The following is a 25,507-nucleotide window of genomic DNA, read 5'->3' as shown; positions in this document are numbered from 1 at the left end:
GACATGCGCACGCTTTCGATCGCCAGCACCGGGATGCTGGCCCAGCAGACCAACGTCGACGTCATCTCGAACAACATCGCCAACATGAACACCACGGGGTTCAAGCGCCAGCGCGCGGCGTTCCAGGACCTGCTCTACCAGCAGGAGACGCGGCCCGGCTCGGCGGCGGGCGGCGATTCGCAGACCAAGGTGCCGACCGGGATCCAGATCGGCGCGGGCGTGAAGACCGGCGGCGTCTATCGCATCACCGAACAGGGCGCGCCTAACCAGACGGGCAACCGCTACGACATCGCGATCCAGGGCCGCGGCTATTTCCAGGTCACGCTGCCATCGGGGCAGATCGGCTATACGCGCGACGGCTCGTTCCAGCTGTCGGACCAGGGCGAGCTGGTCACCGCCGACGGTCTCCGCGTCGAGCCCGCGATGGTCATCCCGCCCGAGGCGGTCGACGTCGCGATCTCGAAGACCGGCGAGGTGCAGGTCAAGCTGGCGAACACCCCCGCGCTGCAGACCGTCGGACAGCTGCAGCTCGCGACGTTCGTCAACGAGGCGGGGCTCGAGGCGCAGGGTGGCAACATCTTCCTCGAGACCGCGTCTTCGGGCCAGGCGACGATCGGGGCTCCCGGCCAGCCCGGGTTCGGCGACACGCTGCAGGGCTTCGTCGAGGCGTCGAACGTGAACCCGGTCTCCGAGATCACCGCGCTGATCACCGCGCAGCGCGCGTACGAGATGAACAGCCGCGTGGTGAAGACCGCGGACGAGATGCTCGCCACGTCGAGCCAGCTGCGATGAGCCGCGTGCGCGTTGCCGTCGCCCGCGCGCTGGCGCTGGCGGTCGCGTGCGGCGCAGGAGCGCCGGCGCTGGCCGCGGACCCGACCGAGATACAGGTCGCGATCCTGCTGCACCCGGTCGCGCGCGGCGATATCCTCGCCGCGGCGGATTTCGATCGGCAGCCCCGCGCCGCGGCGACCGCGCACGGTGCGCTGGGGCCCGACGAGGCGAACGGACGCGAGGCGGTGCGCGCGCTGCCCGCGGGGAGCGTGGTGCGCGCGGGCGATCTCGTCACGCCGCGGCTCGTCCACCGCGGCGAGGCGATCACGCTGTCGCTGCGCGGTCGCGGCTTCGCGATCAGCACCGCAGGCCGCGCGCTCGCCGCGGGGGGGATGGGCGACGTCGTCCGCGTCGTCGCGCTGTCGACCAATCACAGCGTCGATGCTGTCGTCGACGGTGCCGGCAGCGTCCGGATCGCCGGCCAATGACGAAGGGGAATGCGATGACCAGGACGTCCACGCTGCTGCTGATCCTCGCGGGCGCGACCGCGGTGTCGGGATGCGGCACGCTCGGCCAGCTGAAAACGATCGGCAAGGCGCCCAAGCTCAGCGAGATGACCGCGGTCGACACGCCGCTGACCGAAGACTCGCTGGGCCAGCCCCGCCGCCGCGAGCCTCCGCCCGCGATGGCGGCGCTGCCCCCCGATGCCTCGCTGTTCCGCGCGGGGGCGGGCGCGTTCCTCGGCGACCAGCGCGCGTCGCACAAGGGCGACATCCTGACCGTCCGGATCAACGTCGCCGACCGCGCCGAGGTCGGCAACACGACCGCGCGCACGCGTGGCGGCTCGGAGAATGCGGGGCTGTCCGCCGCGCTCGGTCTGGGCATCGCCAAGCCCGATCCGCTGATCGCGGGGAGTTCCAAGTCGCAGTTCAACGGGTCGGGCAACATCAGCCGGTCCGAGACGATCAGCATGACGATGTCCGCGATCGTCACCGACGTGCTGCCCAACGGCAACCTGATGATCCGCGGCCGCCAGGAGATCCGCGTCAATTACGAGCTGCGCGAGCTGATCGTGACGGGGATGGTGCGACCGCAGGACATCGGCCGCGACAACAGCATCCGCCACACGCAGATCGCCGAGGCGCGAATCAGCTATGGCGGCCGCGGACAGCTCACGCAGGCGCAACAGGCGCGCTGGGGCCAGCAGATCTACGACGCGCTGTTCCCGTTCTGATGCGCGCTGCAAATAATCCGCGCACCGCGACCAAGTATCCGGATTCCTTCCCAGAATAAGGGGCGGGTCGGACCTGACCGCCCCGTCGGCGAGCCGCCGTACGGCTCAAGGACGCAGAAGCGACCGACTATTCCAGAAGGAAGAATATCATGGGAATGTCCGTTAATACCAATGTTGGCGCGATGGCGGCCCTCCAGGCCCTCAACGAGACCAGCAAGGGTCTGTCCGTCGTGCAGAGCCGCATCAACAGCGGCCTGAACGTCGCATCGACCAAGGACGATTCGGCGGCCTTCACGATCGCCCAAGGCCTTCGCGGCGATCTGGGTGGCCTGAAGGCGGTCAGCTCGTCGCTCAGCCGGGCGAAGAGCGTGGCCGACGTTGCGGTCGCAGGCGCAGAGCAGATCTCGGACGTCGTCAACCAGATGAAGACGCTTGCCAAGCAGGCGTCGGACGATGGCATCAGCGACGAGAGCCGCGCTGCGTACAACAAGGACTTCACCGCCCTTCGCGACCAGATCAGCACGATCGTCGATTCGTCCGAGTTCAACGGTACGAACCTGCTCAAGACCGGCGGCGGCACCGTGAGTGCGTTGCAGTCGCTGACCAACAAGGCAACTGGCACCGACACCTACGATCCCGATACGCTCTCCATCGCCAACCAGAAAATCGACCTGCCGGCGACGGAAACCGCGTCCGCGGGTGCTGGCACCGGTGTGCTCGGCCAGGATTCGGAAATCGACACGGCGGCAAAGGCCAAGGCGATGGTCGATACCCTGGATACGCTCGGCAGCTCGCTCAACACCAAGTTGAGCGATCTCGGCTCGGGATCGCGCAAGATCGACGCACAGATGACGTTCACCAGCAAGCTGTCGGACGCCATCGAAAGCGGCGTTGGCAAGCTTGTCGACGCGGATCTGGCAAAGGAATCGGCGAAGCTGCAGGCTCTGCAGGTCAAGCAGCAGCTTGGCGTGCAGGCTCTGTCGATCGCCAATCAGGCGCCGCAGACGATCACGTCGCTGTTCCGGTAAGCCGGGGCGCACACGGACCGGCCGGGTCCCCCAAGACGCACCGGCCGGGACGTGGGGAACCGGGGCAGCCTGCAAGGGCTGCTCCGGTTTTTCGCGTTTCGAGGCGGCGCAGTCCGCCTAGGGATTTTCCCTTACTTCAAGCGTCGGTGGATTGGCGTATTGGTCAGTGCGTCGGCGGGTGACCCCCGACGACACGCTCGGAGCGCCCCGGAGAAGGTCGCACCGGCTGGTTGCAGCAGGACGGCGCGGAACAAGGGCCGCCTGCCAGGAGAGGATGCCACCATGGACTACCGCGTCTCGCTGTCGCTTTCCGTGTCCGACCCGAGCGTCCTGTGGCGCGCGGCGGCGGCGGCGGCGATGGCGGCACCCGGGATGACGATCGACGACGTCGTCGACACGATCGGCAGCGAACAGGATCCCGAAATCGCGGACTGCATCGCGCTGCTGCTCCAGCCACCACGGATCGACGGCGTGACGATGCACGACTTCACGTGTCGACGCGCAGCGCGGCCGCTGTCGGGCGCGGTGGCAGGATCGACGCCACCGACGCGCCCTGCGCCACGCAACCGTCGCCCGTCCCGTCTCGAAAAGGTGCGTATCGAGCAGGCCCGCATGGAGCAGGCGCCGATCGAGCAGGCCGCGATGGAGCAGAACCGGGCCGCGGCCGGCTGATCCGGTCAGGCGCGTCGCGCGGATACCTCGACCAGCAGCACCGCGGCGATTGCGCGATCGACCGGCCGCAGCGCGATCGACAGATCGGTCGCCAGTCGCTGCGCATCGACCGGCGAGGACGGCGACGCGCGCAACCGCGCGAACTCGATGCTCGCCGCCAGCGCCGCCTCGCGACATTCGGGCAGCCGCGTCTCGAGCGCGCTGGCACCCGCCGCATCCACTGCCTTGAGCACCAGCGTGATCTTCAGCCGGCCATCGGCGCGATCGCCCTCGACGATCGGTACGTCGAGCGGCGCCATCGCGACGAAATGCGGTGCCGTCGCGTCGCCCTCGCCGCCCCCGGAATGCCCGCCGGGTTTCGATCCCGCCGCCGCCGCGCTCCAGGATAAAGCGATGACCAGCGCACCGAGCCAGCGGGCGCAGGATCGCGGCGAGGGACGCAGGCCGAACGCGTGCATTGGGTCAGTCTCCAGCTTCATCGCCGCGCCTGTCCGGCGGCGATGGAATACCGTCCGCCACCCGACGGTGCGCGGCTTCATCCCTCTATAATAGGCGAAGCAGAGGGACAGGGAGCGCGATGAGCCACGATCAGAAGCCGGCGCGGGTCAAAATCGTCGCCAACGCCGGCGACGCTGCCGCGCGCCGCCGCAACGACAGCCCCCCCGCCCGCCCGACCGCGCCACCTGCGTCGGCACAGCCCACCGAACGGGACGGCACGCCGACGACGCGCGGCGCGACGATCATCTCCACGCTGCTCTTTCTCGGTGCAGCGGCGGCGGGTGCGATCGCGGTCACGCTGGCGATCGTGTGATGCGATTACGCGCCCTGCTCGCGGCGACAATAGTGCTGGGGATCGCGGCACCCGCCCTTGCAGCGGAACACGCGCCAGTGTCCGCTCGCGCCGACCATCCGCCCCCGCCCGCTTCGTCGCCGCCTGCTTCGTCGCCGCCCGCTTCGTCGCCGCCCCCACCGCCGCGACATGCGCCGTCTCCGTTCGCGGCGGTGCTGTCGCGCCAGCCGCTTGGTCATGGTCCCACGGCCTGGCCGACGCTGACCGAAGCCGCGGCGTGGCGTGCGCTGGCGGGCGCGACGCCGGCGACCCGCCAGGCGACGCGGTGGCGCTATGCACAGGCGTTGATCGCGCGCGACCGCGGCGGCGACGCGCTAGGCGTGCTCGATGTCATGGCGGCCGACGATCCGGCGCTCGCGCGCGTGGCGGCATGGCGACGCGCGCGCGGGATCGCACTCACGCTGCTCGGCCGGCGCGACGCCGCAATCGCCGCGTTCGACGATCGCGCGCTCGACACCGACACCGAGACCTGCCTCTGGCGGCTGCGCAGCCTCGCCAGCGCGCGGGCCGGCACCGCGCCCGCACCACCGCCGCTGACGCTGCTGCACTGCGCCCTGCCCGCGCTCAACGCACGCACGGCGTCGGCGCGACGCCCGTTCCTGTTCGCTGCCGCGCGTGCCGCGATCGATGCGGGCAGGCCCGCCCCGGTCATCGCCTGGCTTCAGCCCGTTGCCGCCGCCGATCCCGAGGCGGCGCTGCTCCGCGGCGAGGCCGAGCTCGCGGCGGGACACCCCGCCGCAGCCCGCCGCTGGTTCGCGCTCGCCAGCCGCGCCGCGGATCCCGGACAGCGCGCCGCGGGTACGCTCGGCGTGATCGACACCGGGCTGGCGGACCGCTCGGTCGCGCCGGGCGCCGCGCTGCGCCAGCTGGCCGCGCTCCAGTTTCGCTGGCGCGGCGGACCGACCGAACGTCGCGCACTGACCACGACGCTGACGCTCGCGCTGCGCCGTCACGATGAACCCGCGATCCTCGCGACGGGCGCGGCGTTGCTGCGCTATTGCGAGACCGGCGCCGATGCCGCGCCGCTGTCGGCGATGGTCCAGGCGCATCTCGTCGGGCTGCTCGCTGCGGACTCGCGCGTCCCGCTGGCGACCGCCGCGGGTCTGTTGTGGGAGTATCGCGATCTCGTGCCGACTGGCGCACCGGGCGACCGGATGGCCTGGATGCTCGCGGACCGGCTGCAACAGGCCGGGCTGTACGCGCGCGCCGCCGAGCTTCTCGAACACCGGTTGCGCGGCGTCGAGCACGACGTCGAACAGGGACCGCTCGCGGTCCGGATCGCCACGTTGCGGATCCTCGCGGGCATGCCCGACGCCGCGGTCCGCGTGCTGCGCGAGACGGGCATGGTGCCCTATCCCGAGACGATCCTCGACGATCGCCGCCGGGTCGAGGCGATCGCGCTCGAACTGCTCGGCAAGCATGCCGAGGCGCTCGCGGTGCTCGCCGACAGCCGCGATTCGCGCGCGGTCGGGGCCGAACTGCAATGGCACGCGCGCGACTGGCCGCGGCTCGTCCAGAGCGGCGAGGCGATGCTCCCCGCCGGGCCGCTGACCGAGGCGGCGCAGGTCATCGTCCTTCGCCAGGCGATCGCGCTCGCGATGCTCGGTCGCGAGCCCGCGTTGCAGCGTCTCAACCGCCGCTATGCGCGCGCCTTCGCCCCGCTGCCGGCCGGCCCCGTCTTCGCGATGCTGACTGCGCCGGTCGGGACGGTCGATCCCGATCGCCTCGGGCGTGCGATCGAGGCGCTGCCCGCGGCGGGCCCGGCAGCGATGGTCGCCGACCTGCTCACCGCGGGACAGGCCGCAAGCGCGCGATGATACCGGCCGCGCACGCGCGCGCGGCGCCCGCGGATCATGCCGGCGCCTCCGGGCGTTGACCTCCGACTGTCCCGAGGAACCCCCGGGGGGTATCTCGAAAGGACCGGCATGCCGAACGCTATCCAACGGATCATCGACGACGTCGTCGCCGAGATTGAGACGAAGGCCGTCGAGATCGAGGCATCGGCGGAGCGCAAGAACGAGGATGCAGCGCCCGGACCGATCGGCATCGCCATCGCGCTGCCGGATGGGTCGGTGCTGACCGCGGGCGCGGCGACGACGGGATTTCCGATCCAGAGCATCTCCAAGCTCTTCGCGCTCGATCTCGCGCTGGAGGCGATCGGCGACGCGGTGTTCAAGCGGGTCGGGCGCGAGCCATCGGGCGATCCGTTCAATTCGATCATCGATCTCGAGCGGACCAGGGGCCTCCCGCGCAACCCGTTCGTCAATGCGGGCGCGCTGGTCGTCGTCGACATCCTGGTCGAGGACGGCGCGAACGACAGCGGCCGCGATGCGGTGACCGCACTGGTGCGGAACCGCGCCGCGCCCGAACGCCTGTCGCATGACGCAGCGGTGATGGCGTCGGAACAGGAAGGCGGCGACCTCAACCGCGCGATGATGAGCTTCATGCGTCACCACGGCAATCTGCTGTCCGACCCCGATGCGGTGATGGAGGCCTATGTCCGCAACTGCGCGATCACGCTCGACTGTCGCGGGCTGGCACGCGCGGGGTTGTACCTCGCCGCCACCCGGCGGTCGCCCGATGACGCGGCGCGCGACGCGGTCGCGTTACGCATGCGCAAAGTGCTCGCGCTGATGATGACCTGCGGCCATTATGACGGCTCGGGCGACTTCGCGCTGCGCGTCGGCGTGCCCGCCAAGAGCGGCGTTGGCGGCGGGATCCTCGCGATCGTCCCCGGAACCGCGGCGATCGCGGTCTGGTCGCCCAATCTCGACCAGCATGGCAACAGCATCCTCGGCGTCCGCACGCTCGAGATGATCAGCCACCGCACCGGCTGGTCGGTGTTCGGACCGCCGATGCTCTGACGCCGCCCCGCGTCCGGCTCAGGCCGCGATCGCGGCGGCCGGATCTTCGGACGGTAGCGCGATGGGCGTTGCCGGGCAGGGAAGCACGTACGGAATCGCATAGGGAACGGCGACGACCGCGTCGCTGAACGGGATCACCGGACGTCCGACCAGATAGCCCTGCGCGGCTTCGCAGCCGACCGCGCGCAACAGGTCGAGCTGGTCCTGCGTCTCGACCCCCTCGGCATGCGTCAGCACGCCGAGTTCCTTGCCGATACCGACCGTCGCGCGCAACACCGCCATCGAGCGCGGATCGGTCGCCGCGCTGGTCACGAAGCTCCGGTCGATCTTGATCCGGTCGAAACGGAAGTCGCGAAGATGCGCGAGCGACGAATGGCCCGTCCCGAAATCGTCGAGCGCGACGCGGATTCCCATCCGGCGGATCCGGTCGATCATCGACGCGGTCAGCGCCGCGTCCGCGATCAGCGCGGTTTCGGTGATCTCCACCTCGATGCGGTCCGCCGCGACGCCGTGGACCAGCATCGCCTGAGCGAGGCTGTGCAGCACCGCATCGGATTTCAGCTGTCTGGCCGAGATGTTGATCGCGACGTGCAGGTGCGACGACCATCCCGCGAGCTGGCGACAGGATTCCATCACAACCCAGCGGCCAATCTCCTCGATCAGCCCGCAATCCTCGGCGATCGGGATGAAGATGTCGGGCGAAATCCATCCGCGCGCGGGGTGGTTCCAGCGGATCAGCGCCTCGTAGCCCGTCGTCCTGCCCGAGGCGAGATCGACGAACGGCTGGAACGCGAGCTCGAATCCGCCATTCTGCACCGCCTCGTGAAGATCATCGATGATCCGCTGGCGTTCGACGAGACGTTCGGCCAGCCCGGGAAGATAGGCCTGCGACCGTTTGCGACCGAGCCGCTTGGCCTCGTACAACGCCATGTCGGCGCGCTTCATCAGTTCGCCGGGCGTTGAGTCGCCGTCGAATATCGGGATACCCACGCTGCAGCTCGGCATCAGCCGGCAGCCGTCGAGGACGACGGGCCGCGTCACTCGCGCGACGATCGAATCGGCGAGCGTGGTCGCCGCCGCACCCGTTGCGTGCGTGAGGATCGCGATCTCGTCGCCGCCCATCCGCGCGATGAAGCTGCCCGTGGGGAGCAGCGTCGTCAGCTCGGCCGCGACGTGGATCAGCAGCGTGTCGCCGACCGAATGCCCGAACGCGTCGTTGATCCGCTTGAAGTCGTCGAGATCGATCAGCAGCAGCGAGAAGGGCGCGCCGACGCCGATCCGCGCCTCCTTCTCCTCGCGCAGCGACCGGCGATTGCCGAGACCGGTGAGCGGGTCATGATAGGCGAGATGCGTCAGGTTGCTCAGCGCGCGGCGTTCCGCACTGATGTCGGTGAACGTCAGGACGATCCCCTGCGGCGGGACCGCGCGTGATTGCATCTGGTAGATGCGGCCGTCCTCCATGACGCATTCGCGGTCGAAATCGGCGTCCCCCGCGATCCACTGCTGCATCTCGTCGCCGACCGACGCGCGCAGTTCGGGCGACCATTTGCGATGCCGCGCGATGACGTCGAGAACCGTGTCGATCGACGCGCCGAGCGCGATCACCCCTGCCGGAAGATCGAACAGGTCGAGGAACCGCCGGTTGAAATGGCGCAACCGCGCATCGCCGTCGATGAAGACCAGCCCGTCGGTCATGCTCTCCATCACCGCCTTCAGCGCGAGCGCCTCTTCCTCGCGGGTCGAGCGGAACCGCGCGAACGTGAGCAGGCTGGCAAGACACGCTGCCGACACGCCGAACGTCATGCAGGCGGCGACGAGTCCTGCCGACATCAGCCCGGCGCGAACGTCGTTGATGCTGCCGATCACGATATCGCCCGACAGCGACACGAAATGCGTGACGCAAACCGCCCCGGCGAACAGCAGGCAGGCGGCCAGCCGTGGCTTCGCCCAGCGGCGGCGCACCTGCCACGACGCCAGCACGACGGTGCCCGCGACGGCCCCCGCGACGTTGGTCGGCCAGGAAAAGAAATGCGCGCAGTCGATCATTCCCGTCAACCCGACCGCATGCATGCCCCAGATCCCCGCGCCAGCCGCCGCGGCCGCGATGCTCCGCGCGATGCGCGACCGCACGCGCGTGACGACGACCATCGGCACACCGACCAGCACGATCCCGACCAGTGCGGACAGCGTCGTGACGAGCGGATCGTACCGCAGCAGCAGGTCGGGGCGATAGGCAAGGATCGCGATGAAGTGCGTCGCCCAGACGCCGAGCCCCGCGGCGAGCGCGAGCGCGGCATGCCGCCAGTCGAGCGGCGCGCGTGCCGACGGGATCGTCCGGTTGCCGCCCGCGCGCGATGCGGGCGCCTCGCTAAGCTCGGTCACCAGCATCGCGACCGACCATCCCGCGGTCAGGCAGATGCCGATCGCCACCGCGACAAGGGAGAGGGAATGGTGGAAGTGCAGGTTGAAAAGGAAGACCACGATCGTCGCTTTTTGGGTTTATTTTCCAGTCGCATTAAGAGGTTAACGAAGATCAAACCCGAAGCGAGCCGAATAGACGCGGGGTGACGCAGGTTATCCTCGACCGCCGGACGCCGTCAGGACTCCGTCGTCCCGAGCGGCGTGAAGGCGATCGCGAAGACCGTGCTGCCGGGTTGCGACCGCAGCGAGACGTCGGTGCCATGCGCCTCGGCGACTTGCGCGACGATCGCCAGGCCAAGCCCCGTATTGGTCCCCGCCGACCGATCGCGCTTCCAGAACCGGTGGAAGATCAGCGACTGGTCCTGCGCGCCGATCCCAGGGCCGTCGTCGCACACCGCCAGCGTCCCGTCGCGCGACACGCGCACGTCGATCCTGGTCCCGTCGCCGCTGTGCTTGACGGCATTCTCGAGCAGGCTGCCGAGTGCCTTGCCGATCCACGCCGCATGCCCCGCGACGAGCACGCTGTCCGCGGCCGCCGACAGGGCGATGGTCTTGCCCGCGCGAAACGCCAGCGGTGCGATCGACGCGACGCCATCGGTCGCGACCTGCACGAGGTCGACGGGCGCCGCCATGTCCAGCGCCACCGTTTCGAGTTCGGTGATCTCGAGCAGTTGCTCGACGATGCGCCCGAGGCTGTCGAGGTCCGCGCGCAACGCGGTCCGCAGCGCCGGATCCGCGACGCCCTCGACCCGCAACCGCGCGACCGCGATCGGCGTGCGCAGCTCGTGCGCGGCATCGGCGGTGAAGTCGCGCTGCATCCGGTAGCTCGACGCGAGCCGCTCGAGCATCGCGTTGACCGCGCGCGCGAGCGGGCGGACCTCGGCGGGAAGCCGGTCGTCGGCGAGCCGCAGGTCGAGCGGCAGCGCATCGCCCGTCCTGAGCGAGGCGGACGCCTGCCGCACCGGGCGGACCGCACGCCGGATGATCACAACGTCGATCGCGAGCAGCGCGAGCAGCAGCGGCGTCACGATCGCCATCCCGTACAACAGGAACTGCGCGAGCAGGTCGTCGACGATATAGTCGGGATGCGCGAGATTCTGCAGGATCACGATCCAGACCGGGTCGCCCGCACGCGTGCCGATCACCGCCGGCATGCTCGTCCCGACATAGAAGGCACGGCGCGACTGGCGACGAAAGAACCGCTCCTCGGGGCCGATCGGGATCGCCGCGGTCGGCAGGACCGAAGCGGTCTGCGACGCGAGGATCATCCGGCCGCGGCGGTCGAGGATCAGATAGGCAAAGCCGCCGCCGGGCGCGAACACCGCCGAGCTGGTCGTGTCGCGCGCGAACCGCAGCCGCCCCTGCGCATCGCGCGACAGCCCCTGTCGCACCGCCTGCGCATGGACATGGAGCGTCTGGCGCTGGATCGTCGTCGCGGTCGCATCGAGGAACGCATAGACGCCGCCCGCGACCGCGATCGCGGTGATCAGCACCGCGATCGCATGCCAGCGAAGGATCTGCGCGGTCAGCGACCGCGGCTTGGCGGTCATGCGCTGCGGTCCACCATCATGTAGCCGACGCCGCGGACGGTGATGATATCGACCCCCGCGCGCGCATCGCCAAGGCGGCGGCGCAGGCGGTGGACATAGACCTCGACCGCGTTCGACCCCAGATCGCCATCCATCCCGAACAACAGATGTTCGAGATGCTGCTTGCTCACGACGCGGCCCGCGCGGCGGATCAGCGCGCCGAGCACGTCGAGTTCGCGCGCGGACAGGATCGTCGGCGTGCCGTCGATCGTCACCTCGCTGCTCGCCGGGTCGAACGACAGGTTGCTGCATTCGATCGTCCGGTCGACGATCGTCCCGCTGCGCCGCAGCAGCGCCTGGATCCGCGCGAGCAGTTCCTCGGGCGCGAACGGCTTGGCGAGATAGTCGTCCGCGCCCGCCTCGAGCCCCGTGACGCGGTGCGCGACACTCGCACGCGCGGTCAGCGCGATCACCGGCGTGCGGTCGTCGCGCGCGCGCATCGTCCTGACGACCGACAGGCCATCGGCATCGGGCAGGCCGAGATCGAGGATCACGACCGCATAGCGCGTATAGGACAGCACCAGCAGCGCGTCCGCGGCGGTCGCGGTACAGTCCGACGCATAGCCCGCCTCGTCGAGCAGGCGGACCAGCATCGTGACGAGGTCGCCGTGATCCTCGACGATCAGCACCCTCATCGCGCCGTCCTGCCTGCGCAGCGCACGCCAGCGACCGGCGGCGGCGTAAGGTTGGCGTAAGCGAGCCGCACTAGGCCGGCGGTTCCTCGCAATCGGTTCCCGATCGGGGGCTGGCCGATGCCCCCGTCACGGCGCCCCGTCTGGTCCGGGTTGCGACCACGACCCAGGCCTTCGCGCGCCGCCCGACCGGGAACCCGACGACCGTCGGGTGCGGCCGCCCCCTGCCCGCCCGCGCCGTCATGCTCACCACCGGCGGCGCGCTCGCGCCCCGCAATCAGAGTTGCCTCATGCTCGATCTCAGTTCCAATCCCGTACGGCAAACCGCCTCCATATCGTCGCGCGACCCGATCCGTGCCCCCGCCCGTGCCGCCGTGCCGCGCATCGCCGGGCACGTGGTCCGATCGACCGGCGCCGCGCCACGGCGGGTCGCGTTGTTCTCGGGCAACTACAACTATCTCCGCGATGGCGCCAATCAGGCGCTCAACCGGCTCGTCGGGTTTCTCGAATCGTGCGGCACCGACGTCCGCGTCTATTCGCCGACCGCACCCCGCGCGGCGTTCGAGCCCGAAGGGACGCTCGTCTCGGTGCCATCCGTCCGCATTCCCGGGCGCGGCGACTATCGCCTCGGGCTCGGGCTGTCCGCGGCGTTGCGCCGCGAGATCACCGCGTTCCGCCCCGAGATCGTCCACGTCTCCGCGCCCGACTGGACCGGCGTCGCGGCGCAGCGGCTCSCGCGGTCGCTCGGCATCCCGATCGCCGCGAGCCTGCACACGCGGTTCGAGACCTATGCACAATTCTATGGCGCGGGTCTGATCCGGCCGCTGATGGAGCGCCATCTCGACCGCTTCTATCGCGGCAGCGACGCGATCCTCGTCCCCACGCGCCCGATCGCGGAGGAATTCGCCGCGACCGCGCTGGGTGACCGCACGCATCTGTGGGGACGCGGCGTCGACCGCGCGCTGTTCTCGCCTGCGCGCCGCGACGAGGACTGGCGGCGATCGCACGGCTTTGCCGAGGACGACGTCGTGCTGCTGTTCTTCGGCAGGCTCGTCCGTGAAAAAGGCCCCGCGCTGTTCGCCGACATCGTCGACCGCGTCCGCGCGTCGGGGATAGCGATCAGGCCGCTCGTCGTCGGCGACGGCCCCGAGCGCGCGTGGCTCGAGCGTCGCCTGCCGATCGCGCGCTTCACCGGCAGCCTCACCGGCAAGGCGCTGGCGCGCGCGATCGCCAGCGCGGACGTCTTCATCAATCCCAGCGTCACCGAGGCCTTTGGCAATGTCACGCTCGAGGCGATGGCGTCGGGCCTGCCCAGCGTCTGCGTCGACATCCCGAGCGGCCGCAACCTGCTGCGGGGAGGCACCGGGCTGTTCTATCCGGCGGGCGATCTCGACGAAGCCGTCGCTGCGGTCCGACGGCTTGCGGGCTTTCGCGATCTGCGGCGAACGATGGCGCGCAACGCACGCGCCGCCAGCAGCGACTATGACTGGGACAGCGCGTCGGCGATGGTCGTCGACGCCTATCGCGCGCTGCTTGCCCCCGGATCGTCTGTCCCCGGCGCGCTTTCGCCCGGATCCGTGACCGGGCACGACATGGCGGATGGCGGCGTGACGGAACGAACCCGGCGGATCAGGCGCTAACCGATCCTATGACGCACCAACTACGGACCAACCAGACACGACGTCGCGGTCGCCTGCGTGCGTAGCGTCCTGAAGGCGCCGATCCTGCAGGCGCGGTCGACGCACACCGTCGCCATCGCGATCGTGATGATCGTCGTCGTCGGGATCGCCGGGGCCGCGCTGGTCCGGCTGCTCGAGGGGATCGACTGGGACGATATCCAGCGCGCGCTGGCGCGGATCGGCTGGCACCGGCTGTTCGCCGCCGCCGCGGTGACGGCGCTCAGCTATGTCGTGCTGACCGGGTATGACGTGATCGCGCTCAAGATCATCGGGCGTCAGGTCCGCTATCGCCGCGCCGCGCTCGCCTCGTTCACGAGCTATGTCTTCAGCCACAATCTGGGTTTTGCGCTGCTGACCGGCGGCACCGCGCGGCTGCGCATCTATCGTCCCGCGGGGCTCGGCATCGGCGAGGTCGCGCACATCATGGTGCTGACCGGGATCACCTTCTGGTCGGGCATCCTCACGCTGCTCGGGTTCGGCCTGATCCTGCAGCCAGGCGACGTCGCGATCGCGGGGATGACGCTAACCTATCCCGCGCATGCGGCGATCGGTGCGGCGGGGCTCGCGATCCTCGGCGCTGCGGTGCTCGCGCTGCACTGGTACCGCGGGCGGACGCTCGTCGCGTTCGGCCGCACGATCCCGTTGCCGAGCGTCCGCCAGGCCGCACTCCAGATCCTGCTCGCGGGGATCGACATCCTGCTCGCCGCCACCGCGCTGCTGGTCCTGCTTCCCGATTCGGCGGCGGGCCTCTTTCCCGCGCTGCTGCTCGGCTATCTGGTGGCGATCGTCACGGGGCTGATCACGCACGCGCCGGGCGGCGTCGGCGTGTTCGAGGCGGTGATGCTCGTCAGCCTGCCCGAGGTCGACCGTGCGACGCTGTTCGCGGCGCTGCTCGCCTATCGGCTTATCTATTATCTCGTTCCGTTGGCGATCGGCATGCTCGCGTTCGCGCTCCACGAGATCCGCGAGGCGCGCGTAAGGTCGGCGTAAGTCGGTGCGGCGATGACGGCGCTGTCCTTTGCCCGTCGATCGGAATGCCGTCATCATGATCCCCCGTGCGCTTCACAGCGCTGCGCACCCTCGCCTTGCCACCGGCCTTGCGCTCGGTCTCGCTACCCTCACCCCCGCATACGCGCAGCACGCCACCGCGCCCGCTCCCGTCCCAAATATTCCCGAGCCGATGGTGTTCGACATGATCCGCCCGCTCGGCGCGCGTCGCGGCGAGCTCGAGGCCAATACACTGGCGCAGGTCAATCTGAGCGGCACATCGCGCGACGTCGAATGGGCGCCCGAAGTCGAATATGCGGTCGCCAACGGGTTCGCGGTCGAGGTCGAACTGCCGTTCATCAACGGCCGCCCGACCGATTACAAGATCGGGCTTCAGGGGACGTTCGGAACGTTTCGCGGCGGTCGCAGCATCCACGGCGTGCAGTATCTCGGGCTGCACAATCGCCGCGACGGCGGCTGGTCGAGCAGCCTGCTCTATCTGCTCGGCAACCGCTTCGGCGATCGGCTGAGCACGATGACGATGGTCGGCGTCGGCGACGTCACGCTTCGCAAGTCCGAGGGGACCGGGCTGCTCGTCAATCACACGACCTTCTGGGATCTCGATCCCGCCACCGTGATCGGGTTCGAGATCAACCGGCAGACCGGCGACAGCCGCCACTGGCTGTTCATGCCGCAATGGCACCGCGCCTTTGCGGGCCGGCTGTCGGTTCAGGCGGGGCTCGGCGCGGAGCGTGGCCATCAGGGCCCGTTCCGCCCCCGTCTCGGCGTGCGCGTGGTGCGCGAGTTCTGACGCACGCGGCGCCGATCGTTCCGGGCTCCGGGCTCAGGGGCAGGTCGACACGGGCACCTTCTCGTCGTTCTGGATGCCGGTGCCCGACGTGTCGCGGTCGTCCCTGACCGCGAACGACGCGATCTCGGATATCGTCGGCGACGGCGCCCACATCGTCGAGATGATCGGCGAATATGTGACCGCGACCTCGGCGAAGACGACCGCGCCGGTGCTCGTCGCGGTCACCCTGTTCGCCTCGGGCCCCATGCCCTTGAACCCCGATCCCTGCGCGCCCTCACCCTGCCTGCCGTAATGCGAGGCGAACGCCATCGCGCCATAGCAACGCTGCCACTGGATCCACTGGCCGCCGCCGCTGTTGACCGTCAGGCCGGACAGGATGATCCGCCCCTTGCCCCTCATGTCGACGGTCCCCCCCTGCAACGCGGCGCCCGTGAAGAGGTCGTTGATCTGCGTCTCGGTGATCGGGCGGTTGCGCAGGATCTCCTGGATACCGATCCGCGACCCGTTGTCCGCGACCTGCAGCGCAAGCTGGCTGATCCGCTGCCGCGTCAGCGTATAGTTGGCGAGTTCGATGCCGTAGAAGACGAGCGTGATCATTACCGGCAGGACGAGCGCGAACTCGACCAGCGCCAGCCCGCGCGTGTCGCGAACCAGCCGCGCCGATCGCATCGCATCGACGATGGTCATGAACAGGTCCGCAGCGGGGCTGGCGCCTGGTCGCTCGCCGGCTGGTTCCGGAGCAATGTGCTCGACACGACCTTCAGGATCCCGTTGCCCTGCACCATCGGCAGGAAGCTGGCATAGCTCACCGTCGCGGTCAGCAGGACGACGTCCTTCGACCCGCCGACGCCCTCGGTGCCGCCCTCGAGGTCCCACGCGCCGTTATTGTTGGCGTCGACATAGGTTTCGCCCTTGTTGCAGCGGCCGTCGTGATTGCTGTCGACATATTCCTCGACCCGGTTCTGCGCGTTGCGATAATCGTGGAACGAGGTCAGCTCGAATTCGACGCGGGCGCTGTTGATCACGCGAAGGACCTGCATCCGCACGCGGTCCTGGATCAGAGCGCGTCGCACGTCGCTCCCGGCATCCTCGAGGCTCGTGTCGCGCGCGGCCTTCTGCATCTCTCCCTCGAGCACCGACTTGACGTACAGCCTGTGCCCGAACGCCAGCCCGCCGATGATCAGCAGCATCAGAACGGGCGAAACGATCGCGAATTCGATCATCGCGGCACCCCGCGTGTCGCGCCGGCCGGGGCGGCGCATCAGTGCGTCACCCGCAATTGCGAGATGCGCGCGGCGATGTCGGCAAAGGTCGTGTTGAGCTCGACCGCGTTGTTCGCCTGATACGCGCGATTGGGCGAGGCGCAGTCGGACAGCAGCGACGTCAGCGTCGTACCGAACGCGATGACCCAGACGGTGATGTTCTTCTTTTCCTTCGCGATCGTGCACAGCCGCGCCAGCCGGTCCTCGACGATGCCGTCCTGTTCGGACTTCGTCGGCAGGCTTCCCGCAGCGGTGCGGCGCCGATCCAGCGCGGACAGCCCATAGGCGTCGTAATCGGCGATGTTTGTCTCGGTATCGCCATCGGTCATGAAGATCAGGTGGCGCGAGATGTTGCTGCCGTTCGCCGCCGCGGCGTTTTCCTTCGCGAACAGCCCTTCGGCGGACATCAGCCGCAGGCCCCACAGCATCCCGATGTCGTGATAGGTCCGCCCGCGCGGGACCAGTGCGTTGAGATAGGTCGTCAGCGCCGCCTTGTCCGACGACGTCCGGATCGCGGCCAGCTTTCGCGCGGTCGATGGGCAGGCCGCGAAATCGGTCTTGTACGACCCCAGCGCGATATAGTTGTTCGAGACGTGCGACACGGTGTTGGGCTGCCAGCCGCTGATCGTCGCGCCGCCATAGTTCGACACCGACCGCGCCCAGACCAGGTCGGGCAGGAACGGGCGCCACTGCGTGTCCGCGTTCCCCGGGATCGGCACGAGGTCGACGTCGAGGTCATAGGCGGTTCCCGTCTCGTACGGGCGCAGCGTCTTGCGCTCCTCGATGCACGCGCCCTGGCTGCCATTGCCCCAGTTGATCGTCCGCGCGGTGAAGTTGTTGCCGAGCATCGTCGACAGGCTTCCGCCGCCGACCAGCCCCGTCCCGGACGCGCCCTTCAGGCTGGCGAGCGGATAATTGATCTTCTTGTAGTTCCAGTAATAGACGCGTCGGCCATTCGTTTCCTCGCCCGCGTCCGGGTTCGCTTCGACCGTCTGGTCATAGGTCTGACGATAGGCCTCGAACGTCGTCTTCGTGATCGTGCACACGCCGTTGCTGTTGCGCGACGCGCTGTACGTGGAGCCGTTGATCGTCCGCGTCGCGGTCCGCGACCGCGGGAGCGCCGACGCGGAGGGGTTCCACGCGGTATAGCTCGTCGAATCCGAATAGCTTTCATTCGGCGGGGCGACGCACTCCTCGGACGATCCCGGCTGCGTCGTCACGGTCCTGGTCCCGCTCCACGGCGAATAGTTGCTGTTGGTCGTGACGGTCGCGCCCTGCGTGCCCCCCGCCCTGTCCTCGAAGCCGTCCTGCTCGCGCGACTGATAGTCCCAGCTGTCGACCATCCATTCGCGCTTGAGAAGGAGCCCGACATTCACCGTCGAGGAATAGGGCACGAACCCGTAGCGGACCTGCGACGCGGGCGACTGCGCGTTGTCGAGCGTGGTATAGAAATCGGTGACCGACTGACGCAGCGCCTGGATCTTCGACTTGGTATCGCCCGAATTGGTCTCCGCCATCGACAGCGTGGTGTCGAGGACGAACATGATATCGCTGTTGGGCAGCTGGAGCTGCGCCTCGCAGGTCGCCTCGATCGGAATCCGGTTGTATCCGAATATCTTCATGATCGCGGTCTCGACGACGACCCCCGCCTTGCCGTGGACGATCATGTCGTTCCCGACATCATAGTCCATCGTCGGCTTGGTCGTCCCGTACTGCCCCTCGGCGAAGTTCAGCCTGAAGAACCGGTTCGCCGAATCGCGCGCCGACGTGTCGAACGTCGATGCCGCCATCGCGCGGCGCCCGCCGAGCACCGCCGCATCGCACGCATTCTGAAGACGCGATTTCGCCAGATAGGCACGGCTCATGTCGAGCGCGCCGCCGATCATCCCCATCAGCGGCAGGAGCGCAAACGCAAAGAGAATCAACGTATTACCGCGAACATCGCGCGGCAACGACGTGACCCGCCCCAGACTGTATCTCAAAATCGGCTTCCTAAAGATCGCTCTTGAAGCCGTTTTGGTTTTAAATGTTTGAAATATGGTTGAGAGAGTAAATCAGGATTAGAGCCAAGGTTATTGATGCATATCAGTGCATGAATTCTTCGCGCGTCCTGCCATGGCGCGATCCGCGGCGATCACGCCGATCGAACCCCGTCGGCCGACGCGCGGCCGCGGCTTCGACGAACGCCTAGGCCGACTGGATATAGGCGCGCATCGCCGCGGCGTCGGCCTCGATCCGGTCGATGCGGTATTTGACGAGGTCGCCGATCGAGACGAACCCGACCAGCCGGCCGCCCTCGATCACCGGCAGATGACGGATCCGCCGCTGCGTCATCAGCGACAGCGCGCCGATCACCGACTCGCCCGGGGCGATCGACTTGACCGCGGCGGTCATCACGTCGCGAACGCTCTGCGCGAGCGCCGATGCGCCATGCGCCTGAAGACAGTGGATCACGTCGCGTTCGGAAAAGATTCCGACCACCTGGTCGTTATCGAGCACCGGCACCGCGCCGATCCGGCGTTCCGCGAGCAGCGCGACCGCGTCCGCCACCGTCGCATCGGGGTGCAGCGTCACCACCCCGCCTGGCTGCCGCCCCTGAAGAATCGTCGCGATCGTCATTTCGCCTCTCCTTTCGCTGCGCCAGTCCTGCTGGCCGTCATCGCCTCTGCGGGCGCGTGGCTTGAGAAAACCATGTTTGCGCGGCAATGGGAAGCGATGACCGGTCCCCTGCATGCCCCCTCCGCCGCAGCGCCCGACGCTCGCCCCTCCCCACAGCCGAGCGGACTTGGCGACCCGGGCTATGCCGCGTTCGCCTGGGCGCGGTTCCGGACGATCATGGGCTGGATGACGCTGGCGGCGGCGGCGTGCGCGGCCGCGGTGATCACCGCGATGGCGCATATCCAGGGCCCGCTTCACCTCGTGACGATGCTCGCGATACTCGGCGGCGTCGGCGGGTCGGTGATGATGGCGGGGCTGTTGATGGGGCTCGCCTTCCTCAGTTCGGGAACCGGCCATGACGAGGACGTGACCCGCCTCGACTGATCACCTGTCGGTGATCGCGGACACCTGATCGCGGGGCATGAAAAAGGCCGGCATCGCGCGTGCGATACCGGCCTTTTCGGTTCAGGCGCGCCGGACGTCGCCGGCGCGCGCGATCAGTTCGCCTGGACCTCGTCGGGCGCGACGCGGACACGCCGGCGACGCGGCTTTTCCTCGGACGCCGCCTCACTTGCCGGCGCCGCGTCCGTCGCCGGCGCAGCATCGGGCGACGGGGTGAGCGACAGCGTCGGCGCCTTCAGCGTCGAGATGCCGAGCGACGGGGGCAGACGGTCCGCGTCGAACGCGGCCGGTGCCATCGTGTCGGCGGGGTTCGCCGCCGACGCGGGAGCCTCGTCGAGGCTGCGGTCACGCCGCGGGCGACCACGACGCCGCGGCTGCTCCTCGGATGCTGCGACTTCGGTCGGCTGGGCGGTATCCGGCGCGGTTCCGCCCTGGGTGGCCTGGCCATGGCTGGCCTCGAACGGCGCCGCCTCGACTTGCGGTGCGTCCGCCGCCGTCACCGGCCGTGCGGTGTCGCCCTCGGCTTCGGCGTGGCGCGCCTGCGCACTGCGTGGCGCACGACGCGGCTCACGCTGCGGCGCATCGCGATACTCGCCCCGTGTCTCGCCCCGCGTCTCGCGCGGCTGGCTCTCGCGGGCCTGCTCATCGCCACCCTGGTCGTCGCGCGACTGGAAGCGCGGCTGGTTCCGCGCGCCGTCACCACGGACGCGATCCTCGCGCTGGCCTTCGCTGCGCTGGCCGTCATTGCGCTGACCCTCGTTGCGGGTATTTTCGTAGCGCGGGCGGTCTTCGCGGGGCTGCGCATCACGCTGCTGGCGGGGTGCGTTCTGGTACTGTCCGTTCTGCTGACCGCCATTCTGGTCGCGCGGCTGCGTATCGCCCCGTGCCTGCTCGCGCGCCTGCTCGCCGCCCTGCTGTTCGCCCGAGCGGATCGGTTCGCCCTCGTCGCCATAATCGTCGTCGCCATCGAGATCGAACGGCTGCTGACGACGCGGCTGCTGCTGCGCCTGCGGCTGGTTTTCCTCGAAGCGCGCGCGCGTCTCGCTCAACACGCGAAAATAATGATCGGCAAACTGCAGATAATATTCGATGTTGACGCGGTCGCCCTGCATCTGCGCGTCGCGCGCCAGGTTCTTGTACTTCTCGTACAATTGGCTCGCGTTGCCGCGCGCGCGGCTGTCGATGCGGTTGCCCGTATCGCGGCCGCCCTGGCCACCACCACCGCCGCCGCCCTGGCGCTGACCGCCACCACCACTGCCGCCATTATTATTGTTGCCACGACCGCGACGGCGGCCGGCTTGCCGGTTGTTGATCAAGCTTGTGTCCTCAGTCGTCGAACCAAAATCTGGTCGTGCTCCGAAATGCGGTGCAAACCCCCCGCCGCGCATCGATGACGATGCGTCGGACTTGCCAGAGCCGCCGGACTGCAGCGACTCTAAGGCGAAGGATGCGGGCCAACGCTCAAAAACGACCATCTTGTCGAGATTGCGTGCCCCTGCCCATGTGATAGCGGCCCGGAAGGCCTTCCTACAAGTGAAATATGCGGATCCGCGCCACTTAATTCAAGTTGCGAGCAGCACGCGCGGGTTGCCGCCATAGTCGTGATGCAGCGCCGTGCGGAGCCCCTGCGCCTCGAGCAGCGCGGCGACGGCGACCGCCTGCGTCGATCCGATCTCGATCGCCGCGGCACCGCCGGGGGCGAGCAGCGCGGGAATCTGCTGCGCGAGGATGCGATAGTCGTCGAGCCCGTCGGCCCCCGCGAACAGCGCCGCATGCGGCTCATGCGCGTGAACCTCGGGCGGCAGCACCGCATCGGTCGCGATATAGGGCGGGTTGGCGAGGATCAGGTCGAACCGCGCATCGAGCGCGCCCGCCCAGCTCGCGCAGACGAACCGCGCGCGGTCCGCCATCGCCAGCGTCGCGGCGTTCGCGCGCGCATAGCCCAGCGCCGCGCGCGAGAAATCCACCCCGACCCCCTGCGCCGAGCGCCATTCGTCGAGCGCCGCGAGCAGCAGCGTGCCCGGGCCCGTGCCGAGGTCGAGGATCGTGCCGGGCGCGCGGTCACCGAAATGCCCCTGCGCGGCGATCAGCAGCATCTCGCTGTCGGCACGCGGCACCAGCGCGCCGGGGCCGACCGCCAGATCGATCGACCAGAAGCCGCGCGTGCCCGTGATGTACGCGACCGGCTCGTGCGCCATGCGCCGCTCGACGAGCCCTGCAAACGCGTCGGGCACGGCGTAGCGGTCCGGATCGAGCAGGATCGCGCTACGCTCGACGCCCAGCGCATGCGCCATCAGCAGTTCGGCATCGAGCCGCGGCGTCGCCGAGAAGCCAAGACGCGCGGCGGTGGCGGCGAGCGCCGCACGGACATCCCCGCCGCCCCCGCGCCCGTGCGAGGGGGCGGGGCCGATCTCAGCCATCCAGCTGCGCCAGCCGGTCTGCCTCGTCCTGCGACACCAGCGCGCCGATCAGCTCGTCCATCTCGCCCGCAACGATCTCCGGCAGCCGGTGCAGCGTCAGGTTGATGCGGTGATCGGTGACGCGGCCTTGCGGGAAGTTGTACGTCCGGATCCGCTCCGAGCGATCGCCCGACCCGACCATCGACTTGCGCGCGCCCGCACGCTCGGCATGCAGCCGGTCGCGCTCCGCCTCGTAGAGCCGCGTCCGCAGCACACGCAACGCCTTGGCCTTGTTCTTGTGCTGCGACTTCTCGTCCTGCTGGATCACCGTCAAACCAGTCGGGATATGGACGATCCGCACGGCAGAGTCGGTCGTGTTGACCGACTGCCCGCCCGGCCCCGACGAACGATAGACGTCGATGCGCAGGTCCTTGTCGTCGATCTTGACGTCGACCTCCTCCGCCTCGGGCAGCACCGCGACGGTTGCCGCCGAGGTGTGGATCCGCCCGCCCGCCTCGGTCGCGGGCACGCGCTGGACGCGGTGGACGCCGCTCTCGTATTTGAGTTTCGCGAACACGCCCTGCCCCGTGACGCTCGCGACGACTTCCTTGAAGCCGCCTGCGTCCGACGACGAGCCCGAGATCATCTCGACGCGCCAACCCTGCGATTCGGCATAACGCTGGTACATCCGGAACAGGTCGCCCGCGAACAGCGCCGCCTCGTCGCCACCGGTGCCGGCGCGCACCTCGAGCATCGCCGAGCGCTCGTCCGCGGAATCGCGCGGCAGCAACGCGAGCGCGAGCTTGCGGTCCGCGGTCTCGAGCAGCGTGCGATTCTCGTGCAATTCCTCCGACGCCATCGCGCGCAGCTCGTCATCGGCATCCTCGGCCATGAAGGCGAGGCTTTCGGCCTCCTGCCGCAGCCGCCGCACCTCGGTCGCCGCCTGCGCGACGGGTTCGAGCTCGGCATATTCCTTCGACACTGCGACGAAGCGGTCCGACGGCAGGTCGCCGGTCGACATCAACGCCTGCAATTCGTCGCGCCGCGCCTCGATCGCGCGGATGCGGTCCGGGGAGATCTGGGTCATGCGCGCACTCCCGCCACCGTCATCCCAGCGAACGCTGGGATCCAGGGTAACCGGGCGCAGCCTTCATGGCTCTGGATCCCAGCCTGCGCCGGGATGACGGGGAGGCTCAACGCAGCGCCTCCGCCAGATCGGCAAACGCCACCTCGACCTGCGTGCCCGCGCCGAGCGTCTTCACCGCGGCGACGCCCTTGGCGAGTTCGTCGTCGCCGAGGATGATCGCGAAGCGCGCGCCGAGCGCGTCCGCCTTCGCCATCCGCGCCTTCATCTTGCCCTTGTACGCCATCTCGACCGCCACGCCCGCACGCCGCAGGTCCGCGACGATACCCGTCGCACGCGCCTCGGCGGCCGCACCCATCGGCACCACGACCGCATCGATCGCCGCGGCCGCCGGCTCGTCCAGCAACATCGCAAGCCGCTCGACCCCCGCCGCCCAGCCGACACCCGCCGTCTCGGGCCCGCCCAGCGACCCGATCAGCCCGTCATAGCGTCCACCGGCGAGCACGGTGCCCTGCGAGCCCAACCGGTCGGTCACGAACTCGAACGCGGTGTGGCGGTAGTAATCGAGCCCGCGCACCAGCCGCGCATTGCGCTCCCACGCGACGCCCGCGGCATCGAGCCCGGCGGTCACCGCGTCGAAGAACGCGCGTGCCTCGGGCGTGAGATACGCGTCGATATCGGGCGCGCTGTCCGCGATCGGCCGGTCCTTCGGATCCTTCGAATCGAGGATCCGCATCGGATTCTTCTCGAGCCGCGTCAGGCTGTCTTCGGACAGATCGCCGCGATGCGCCTCGAAATGCGCGACCAGCGCCGCACGCCATGCCTCGCGCGTTGCCACGTCGCCCAGCGTGTTGAGCTGCAACGTCACCCCCTCGGCAATGCCGAGTTCGCGGAGCAGCTGATCCGCGAGCACCAGCAATTCGACGTCCGCCGCGGGTTCCGCCGCGCCGATCACCTCGGCGTCGATCTGGTGGAACTGCCGGAACCGCCCCTTTTGCGGGCGCTCGTAGCGGAACACCGGGCCGCTCGTCGTGATCTTGAGCGGCGCGAACTGCTGCCAGCCTTCGGTCAGATACGCGCGCGCGATCCCCGCGGTGAATTCGGGGCGCAGCGTCAGCGAATCGCCGCCGCGATCCTCGAAACTGTACATCTCCTTCGACACGACGTCGGTCGTCTCGCCGAGCGAGCGCGCGAACACCGCGGTGGATTCGAACACCGGGATGTCGATCCGCTGGAAGCAGTACAGCGCCCGCACGCGTTCGAACGTCGCGAGCACGTGCGCAAAGCGGCGCTGCTCGTCACCGAAAATGTCCTGGGTGCCACGGACGCGGCGCGGGGTTTCTATTCTGGCCATGATGGCGCGTATCTAGGCGACGTGCCTGCGAAGCGCTAGCGCCGTGCCATGAGCAATCCCGTCCGATATTGGGGGCTTGGCCAGCGCGTCGCGCCGCCGCGCTTCGTCCTGTTCGCGATCGTCTTCGCGATCGGCCTCGTCGCGCTCATTCCCCCGTTCGGAGTCGGCCTGGGGCTGGGGCGCGGCACGATGGCGGCGTTCGATATCGCCGCTATCCTGTTCCTCGCCACCGTCGCGACTCTGTTCCGCAACGCGACCGCCGAGCGCATGCGCCGCTATGCGGACGAGAACGACGCCAACCGCGCGGTGCTGCTCGCGTTCAGCGGGACGATCCTGATCGTCGTGCTCGTCGCGGTGGCGAAGGAGTTGCAGGGCAAGACCGATCTCGTCGCGATCCTGATCTCGGTCGCGACGCTCGTGCTCGCCTGGCTCTTCTCCAACATGGTCTACACGCTGCACTACGCGCATCTGTTCTACAGCGACGGCGAAGACGGCAAGGATGCGGGCGGGCTGGACTTCCCGTCGTGCGCCGAGCCCGATTACTGGGACTTCGCCTATTTCGCGTTCACGCTCGGCATGACGTTTCAGACCTCCGACGTCGAGATCACGTCGCGCCGCGTGCGGAAAGTCGCGCTGGGCCAGTGCATGGCGGCGTTCGTCTTCAACATCGGCGTGCTCGCCTTCACGATCAACGTGCTCGGCAGCAGCTGACGCTGCCCCTCGCTGTTCTGTCATCCTGACGAAAGTCAGGATCCAGAGCCCGACATGCCACCGCGCGTAACCCTGGATCCTGACTTCCGCCAGGATGGC

25 protein-coding genes are annotated in these 25,507 nt (G+C 69.0%); 13 read left to right on the top strand and 12 right to left on the bottom strand.

All coding sequences use genetic code 11. The features are described from left to right. The first annotated feature begins 3 nt into the window (after positions 1-3). The 5 genes from flgG to ASE72_RS08625 all read left to right on the top strand — a co-directional run bounded on the left by flgG (position 4) and on the right by ASE72_RS08625 (position 3,705). A complete protein-coding gene (gene flgG / locus ASE72_RS08645; protein WP_056019693.1) occupies positions 4-792 on the top strand; it encodes a flagellar basal-body rod protein FlgG in 789 nt (262 codons plus the stop codon). Continuing rightward, complete coding sequence (gene flgA / locus ASE72_RS08640) at positions 789-1,259, top strand: flagellar basal body P-ring formation chaperone FlgA (RefSeq protein ID WP_056019690.1); 471 nt, start codon at positions 789-791, stop codon at positions 1,257-1,259. The genes flgG and flgA overlap by 4 nt, the downstream gene beginning before the upstream one ends. Before the next feature lie 14 nt (positions 1,260-1,273). Continuing rightward, positions 1,274-2,005 (top strand): flagellar basal body L-ring protein FlgH, encoded by a 732-nt coding sequence (gene flgH / locus ASE72_RS08635; protein ID WP_056021992.1) that lies wholly within the window; start codon positions 1,274-1,276, stop codon positions 2,003-2,005. Positions 2,006-2,154: 149 nt separating this feature from the next. After that, positions 2,155-3,033 carry a flagellin gene (locus ASE72_RS08630; RefSeq protein ID WP_056019686.1) on the top strand — a complete coding sequence of 293 codons (879 nt, stop codon included), beginning with the start codon at positions 2,155-2,157 and terminating at the stop codon, positions 3,031-3,033. 282 nt (positions 3,034-3,315) lie between these two features. After that, complete coding sequence (locus ASE72_RS08625; RefSeq protein ID WP_056019683.1) at positions 3,316-3,705, top strand: hypothetical protein; 390 nt, start codon at positions 3,316-3,318, stop codon at positions 3,703-3,705. Positions 3,706-3,710: 5 nt separating this feature from the next. Here ASE72_RS08625 and ASE72_RS08620 read toward each other — a convergent pair whose 3' ends face one another. Continuing rightward, a complete protein-coding gene (locus ASE72_RS08620) occupies positions 3,711-4,184 on the bottom strand; it encodes a hypothetical protein (RefSeq protein ID WP_156350325.1) in 474 nt (157 codons plus the stop codon). Positions 4,185-4,282: 98 nt separating this feature from the next. Here ASE72_RS08620 and ASE72_RS08615 point away from each other — a divergent pair, with 98 nt between their 5' ends. The 3 genes from ASE72_RS08615 to glsA all read left to right on the top strand — a co-directional run bounded on the left by ASE72_RS08615 (position 4,283) and on the right by glsA (position 7,419). Further along, a complete protein-coding gene (locus ASE72_RS08615; protein ID WP_056019678.1) occupies positions 4,283-4,516 on the top strand; it encodes a hypothetical protein in 234 nt (77 codons plus the stop codon). Further along, positions 4,516-6,372 (top strand): hypothetical protein, encoded by a 1,857-nt coding sequence (locus tag ASE72_RS08610; RefSeq protein WP_156350323.1) that lies wholly within the window; start codon positions 4,516-4,518, stop codon positions 6,370-6,372. The genes ASE72_RS08615 and ASE72_RS08610 overlap by 1 nt, the downstream gene beginning before the upstream one ends. 108 nt (positions 6,373-6,480) lie before the next feature. Then, positions 6,481-7,419, top strand: coding sequence for a glutaminase A (gene glsA / locus ASE72_RS08605; RefSeq protein ID WP_056019673.1), 939 nt, complete (start codon positions 6,481-6,483; stop codon positions 7,417-7,419). 18 nt (positions 7,420-7,437) lie between these two features. Here the strand turns inward: glsA and ASE72_RS08600 are convergent, their stop codons facing one another. The 3 genes from ASE72_RS08600 to ASE72_RS08590 all read right to left on the bottom strand — a co-directional run bounded on the left by ASE72_RS08600 (position 7,438) and on the right by ASE72_RS08590 (position 12,064). Beyond that, positions 7,438-9,900 (bottom strand): bifunctional diguanylate cyclase/phosphodiesterase, encoded by a 2,463-nt coding sequence (locus ASE72_RS08600; RefSeq protein ID WP_156350321.1) that lies wholly within the window; start codon positions 9,898-9,900, stop codon positions 7,438-7,440. Between the two features lie 116 nt (positions 9,901-10,016). Beyond that, positions 10,017-11,390 carry a sensor histidine kinase gene (locus ASE72_RS08595; RefSeq protein ID WP_056019667.1) on the bottom strand — a complete coding sequence of 458 codons (1,374 nt, stop codon included), beginning with the start codon at positions 11,388-11,390 and terminating at the stop codon, positions 10,017-10,019. Further along, positions 11,387-12,064 (bottom strand): response regulator, encoded by a 678-nt coding sequence (locus ASE72_RS08590; RefSeq protein ID WP_056019664.1) that lies wholly within the window; start codon positions 12,062-12,064, stop codon positions 11,387-11,389. The genes ASE72_RS08595 and ASE72_RS08590 overlap by 4 nt, the downstream gene beginning before the upstream one ends. A 287-nt stretch (positions 12,065-12,351) precedes the next feature. Between ASE72_RS08590 and ASE72_RS08585 the strand changes: the two genes are divergently transcribed. From ASE72_RS08585 to ASE72_RS08575, 3 genes are read left to right on the top strand one after another with little or no spacing between them, the layout of a single operon-like run. Continuing rightward, a complete protein-coding gene (locus ASE72_RS08585; protein WP_082445992.1) occupies positions 12,352-13,701 on the top strand; it encodes a glycosyltransferase family 4 protein in 1,350 nt (449 codons plus the stop codon). Between the two features lie 57 nt (positions 13,702-13,758). Beyond that, on the top strand, positions 13,759-14,730 hold the full coding sequence (locus tag ASE72_RS08580; RefSeq protein ID WP_056019661.1) for a lysylphosphatidylglycerol synthase domain-containing protein: 972 nt from the start codon (positions 13,759-13,761) through the stop codon (positions 14,728-14,730). Between the two features lie 55 nt (positions 14,731-14,785). Continuing rightward, positions 14,786-15,538 (top strand): hypothetical protein, encoded by a 753-nt coding sequence (locus tag ASE72_RS08575; protein WP_235532303.1) that lies wholly within the window; start codon positions 14,786-14,788, stop codon positions 15,536-15,538. Between the two features lie 33 nt (positions 15,539-15,571). Here ASE72_RS08575 and ASE72_RS08570 read toward each other — a convergent pair whose 3' ends face one another. The 4 genes from ASE72_RS08570 to ASE72_RS08555 form a co-directional block, all read right to left on the bottom strand. Then, complete coding sequence (locus tag ASE72_RS08570; protein WP_056019658.1) at positions 15,572-16,225, bottom strand: TadE/TadG family type IV pilus assembly protein; 654 nt, start codon at positions 16,223-16,225, stop codon at positions 15,572-15,574. Next, positions 16,222-16,800: a TadE/TadG family type IV pilus assembly protein gene (locus ASE72_RS08565; protein ID WP_056019655.1), complete on the bottom strand. Its 579-nt coding sequence runs from the start codon at positions 16,798-16,800 to the stop codon at positions 16,222-16,224. The genes ASE72_RS08570 and ASE72_RS08565 overlap by 4 nt, the downstream gene beginning before the upstream one ends. Next, positions 16,800-18,725, bottom strand: coding sequence for a Tad domain-containing protein (locus ASE72_RS08560; RefSeq protein WP_235532302.1), 1,926 nt, complete (start codon positions 18,723-18,725; stop codon positions 16,800-16,802). The genes ASE72_RS08565 and ASE72_RS08560 overlap by 1 nt, the downstream gene beginning before the upstream one ends. Positions 18,726-18,987: 262 nt before the next feature. Further along, on the bottom strand, positions 18,988-19,419 hold the full coding sequence (locus tag ASE72_RS08555) for a CBS domain-containing protein (protein ID WP_056019650.1): 432 nt from the start codon (positions 19,417-19,419) through the stop codon (positions 18,988-18,990). A 96-nt stretch (positions 19,420-19,515) separates the two neighbouring features. Between ASE72_RS08555 and ASE72_RS08550 the strand changes: the two genes are divergently transcribed. Beyond that, positions 19,516-19,842 carry a hypothetical protein gene (locus tag ASE72_RS08550; protein ID WP_056021986.1) on the top strand — a complete coding sequence of 109 codons (327 nt, stop codon included), beginning with the start codon at positions 19,516-19,518 and terminating at the stop codon, positions 19,840-19,842. A gap of 113 nt (positions 19,843-19,955) precedes the next feature. Here the strand turns inward: ASE72_RS08550 and ASE72_RS08545 are convergent, their stop codons facing one another. The 4 genes from ASE72_RS08545 to hisS form a co-directional block, all read right to left on the bottom strand. Next, entirely contained in the window at positions 19,956-21,176 is a 1,221-nt protein-coding gene (locus ASE72_RS08545; RefSeq protein ID WP_056019647.1) for a DUF4167 domain-containing protein, read from the bottom strand. A 246-nt stretch (positions 21,177-21,422) separates the two neighbouring features. Continuing rightward, a complete protein-coding gene (gene prmC / locus ASE72_RS08540; protein ID WP_056019644.1) occupies positions 21,423-22,280 on the bottom strand; it encodes a peptide chain release factor N(5)-glutamine methyltransferase in 858 nt (285 codons plus the stop codon). Beyond that, positions 22,273-23,346 carry a peptide chain release factor 1 gene (gene prfA / locus ASE72_RS08535; protein ID WP_056019641.1) on the bottom strand — a complete coding sequence of 358 codons (1,074 nt, stop codon included), beginning with the start codon at positions 23,344-23,346 and terminating at the stop codon, positions 22,273-22,275. Before prfA ends, prmC begins: the two co-directional genes overlap by 8 nt. Positions 23,347-23,452: 106 nt before the next feature. After that, on the bottom strand, positions 23,453-24,697 hold the full coding sequence (gene hisS, locus ASE72_RS08530) for a histidine--tRNA ligase (RefSeq protein ID WP_056019639.1): 1,245 nt from the start codon (positions 24,695-24,697) through the stop codon (positions 23,453-23,455). A 48-nt stretch (positions 24,698-24,745) separates the two neighbouring features. Between hisS and ASE72_RS08525 the strand changes: the two genes are divergently transcribed. Beyond that, positions 24,746-25,408, top strand: coding sequence for a DUF1345 domain-containing protein (locus tag ASE72_RS08525; RefSeq protein WP_056019636.1), 663 nt, complete (start codon positions 24,746-24,748; stop codon positions 25,406-25,408). Positions 25,409-25,507: the final 99 nt, after the last annotated feature.

This window comes from Sphingomonas sp. Leaf20 (assembly GCF_001421535.1).
GTDB lineage: Bacteria > Pseudomonadota > Alphaproteobacteria > Sphingomonadales > Sphingomonadaceae > Sphingomonas.
The sequence above is the reverse complement of the archived record's forward strand: the minus strand, read 5'-3'. Positions and strand labels throughout refer to the sequence as shown.

Excerpts from the sequence above, each read along its gene's own strand:
- ASE72_RS08525 (WP_056019636.1), top strand. The coding sequence starts at position 24,746 with ATGAGCAATCCCGTCCGATATTGGGGGCTTGGCCAGCGCGTCGCGCCG.
- ASE72_RS08575 (WP_235532303.1), top strand. The coding sequence starts at position 14,786 with ATGATCCCCCGTGCGCTTCACAGCGCTGCGCACCCTCGCCTTGCCACC.
- ASE72_RS08555 (WP_056019650.1), bottom strand. The coding sequence starts at position 19,419 with ATGACGATCGCGACGATTCTTCAGGGGCGGCAGCCAGGCGGGGTGGTG.
- flgA (WP_056019690.1), top strand. The coding sequence starts at position 789 with ATGAGCCGCGTGCGCGTTGCCGTCGCCCGCGCGCTGGCGCTGGCGGTC.
- ASE72_RS08595 (WP_056019667.1), bottom strand. The coding sequence starts at position 11,390 with ATGACCGCCAAGCCGCGGTCGCTGACCGCGCAGATCCTTCGCTGGCAT.
- flgG (WP_056019693.1), top strand. The coding sequence starts at position 4 with ATGCGCACGCTTTCGATCGCCAGCACCGGGATGCTGGCCCAGCAGACC.
- glsA (WP_056019673.1), top strand. The coding sequence starts at position 6,481 with ATGCCGAACGCTATCCAACGGATCATCGACGACGTCGTCGCCGAGATT.
- prmC (WP_056019644.1), bottom strand. The coding sequence starts at position 22,280 with ATGGCTGAGATCGGCCCCGCCCCCTCGCACGGGCGCGGGGGCGGCGGG.
- ASE72_RS08565 (WP_056019655.1), bottom strand. The coding sequence starts at position 16,800 with ATGCGCCGCCCCGGCCGGCGCGACACGCGGGGTGCCGCGATGATCGAA.
- ASE72_RS08630 (WP_056019686.1), top strand. The coding sequence starts at position 2,155 with ATGGGAATGTCCGTTAATACCAATGTTGGCGCGATGGCGGCCCTCCAG.
- ASE72_RS08590 (WP_056019664.1), bottom strand. The coding sequence starts at position 12,064 with ATGAGGGTGCTGATCGTCGAGGATCACGGCGACCTCGTCACGATGCTG.
- ASE72_RS08550 (WP_056021986.1), top strand. The coding sequence starts at position 19,516 with ATGACCGGTCCCCTGCATGCCCCCTCCGCCGCAGCGCCCGACGCTCGC.
- flgH (WP_056021992.1), top strand. The coding sequence starts at position 1,274 with ATGACCAGGACGTCCACGCTGCTGCTGATCCTCGCGGGCGCGACCGCG.
- ASE72_RS08615 (WP_056019678.1), top strand. The coding sequence starts at position 4,283 with ATGAGCCACGATCAGAAGCCGGCGCGGGTCAAAATCGTCGCCAACGCC.
- prfA (WP_056019641.1), bottom strand. The coding sequence starts at position 23,346 with ATGACCCAGATCTCCCCGGACCGCATCCGCGCGATCGAGGCGCGGCGC.
- ASE72_RS08610 (WP_156350323.1), top strand. The coding sequence starts at position 4,516 with ATGCGATTACGCGCCCTGCTCGCGGCGACAATAGTGCTGGGGATCGCG.
- hisS (WP_056019639.1), bottom strand. The coding sequence starts at position 24,697 with ATGGCCAGAATAGAAACCCCGCGCCGCGTCCGTGGCACCCAGGACATT.
- ASE72_RS08620 (WP_156350325.1), bottom strand. The coding sequence starts at position 4,184 with ATGAAGCTGGAGACTGACCCAATGCACGCGTTCGGCCTGCGTCCCTCG.
- ASE72_RS08625 (WP_056019683.1), top strand. The coding sequence starts at position 3,316 with ATGGACTACCGCGTCTCGCTGTCGCTTTCCGTGTCCGACCCGAGCGTC.
- ASE72_RS08570 (WP_056019658.1), bottom strand. The coding sequence starts at position 16,225 with ATGACCATCGTCGATGCGATGCGATCGGCGCGGCTGGTTCGCGACACG.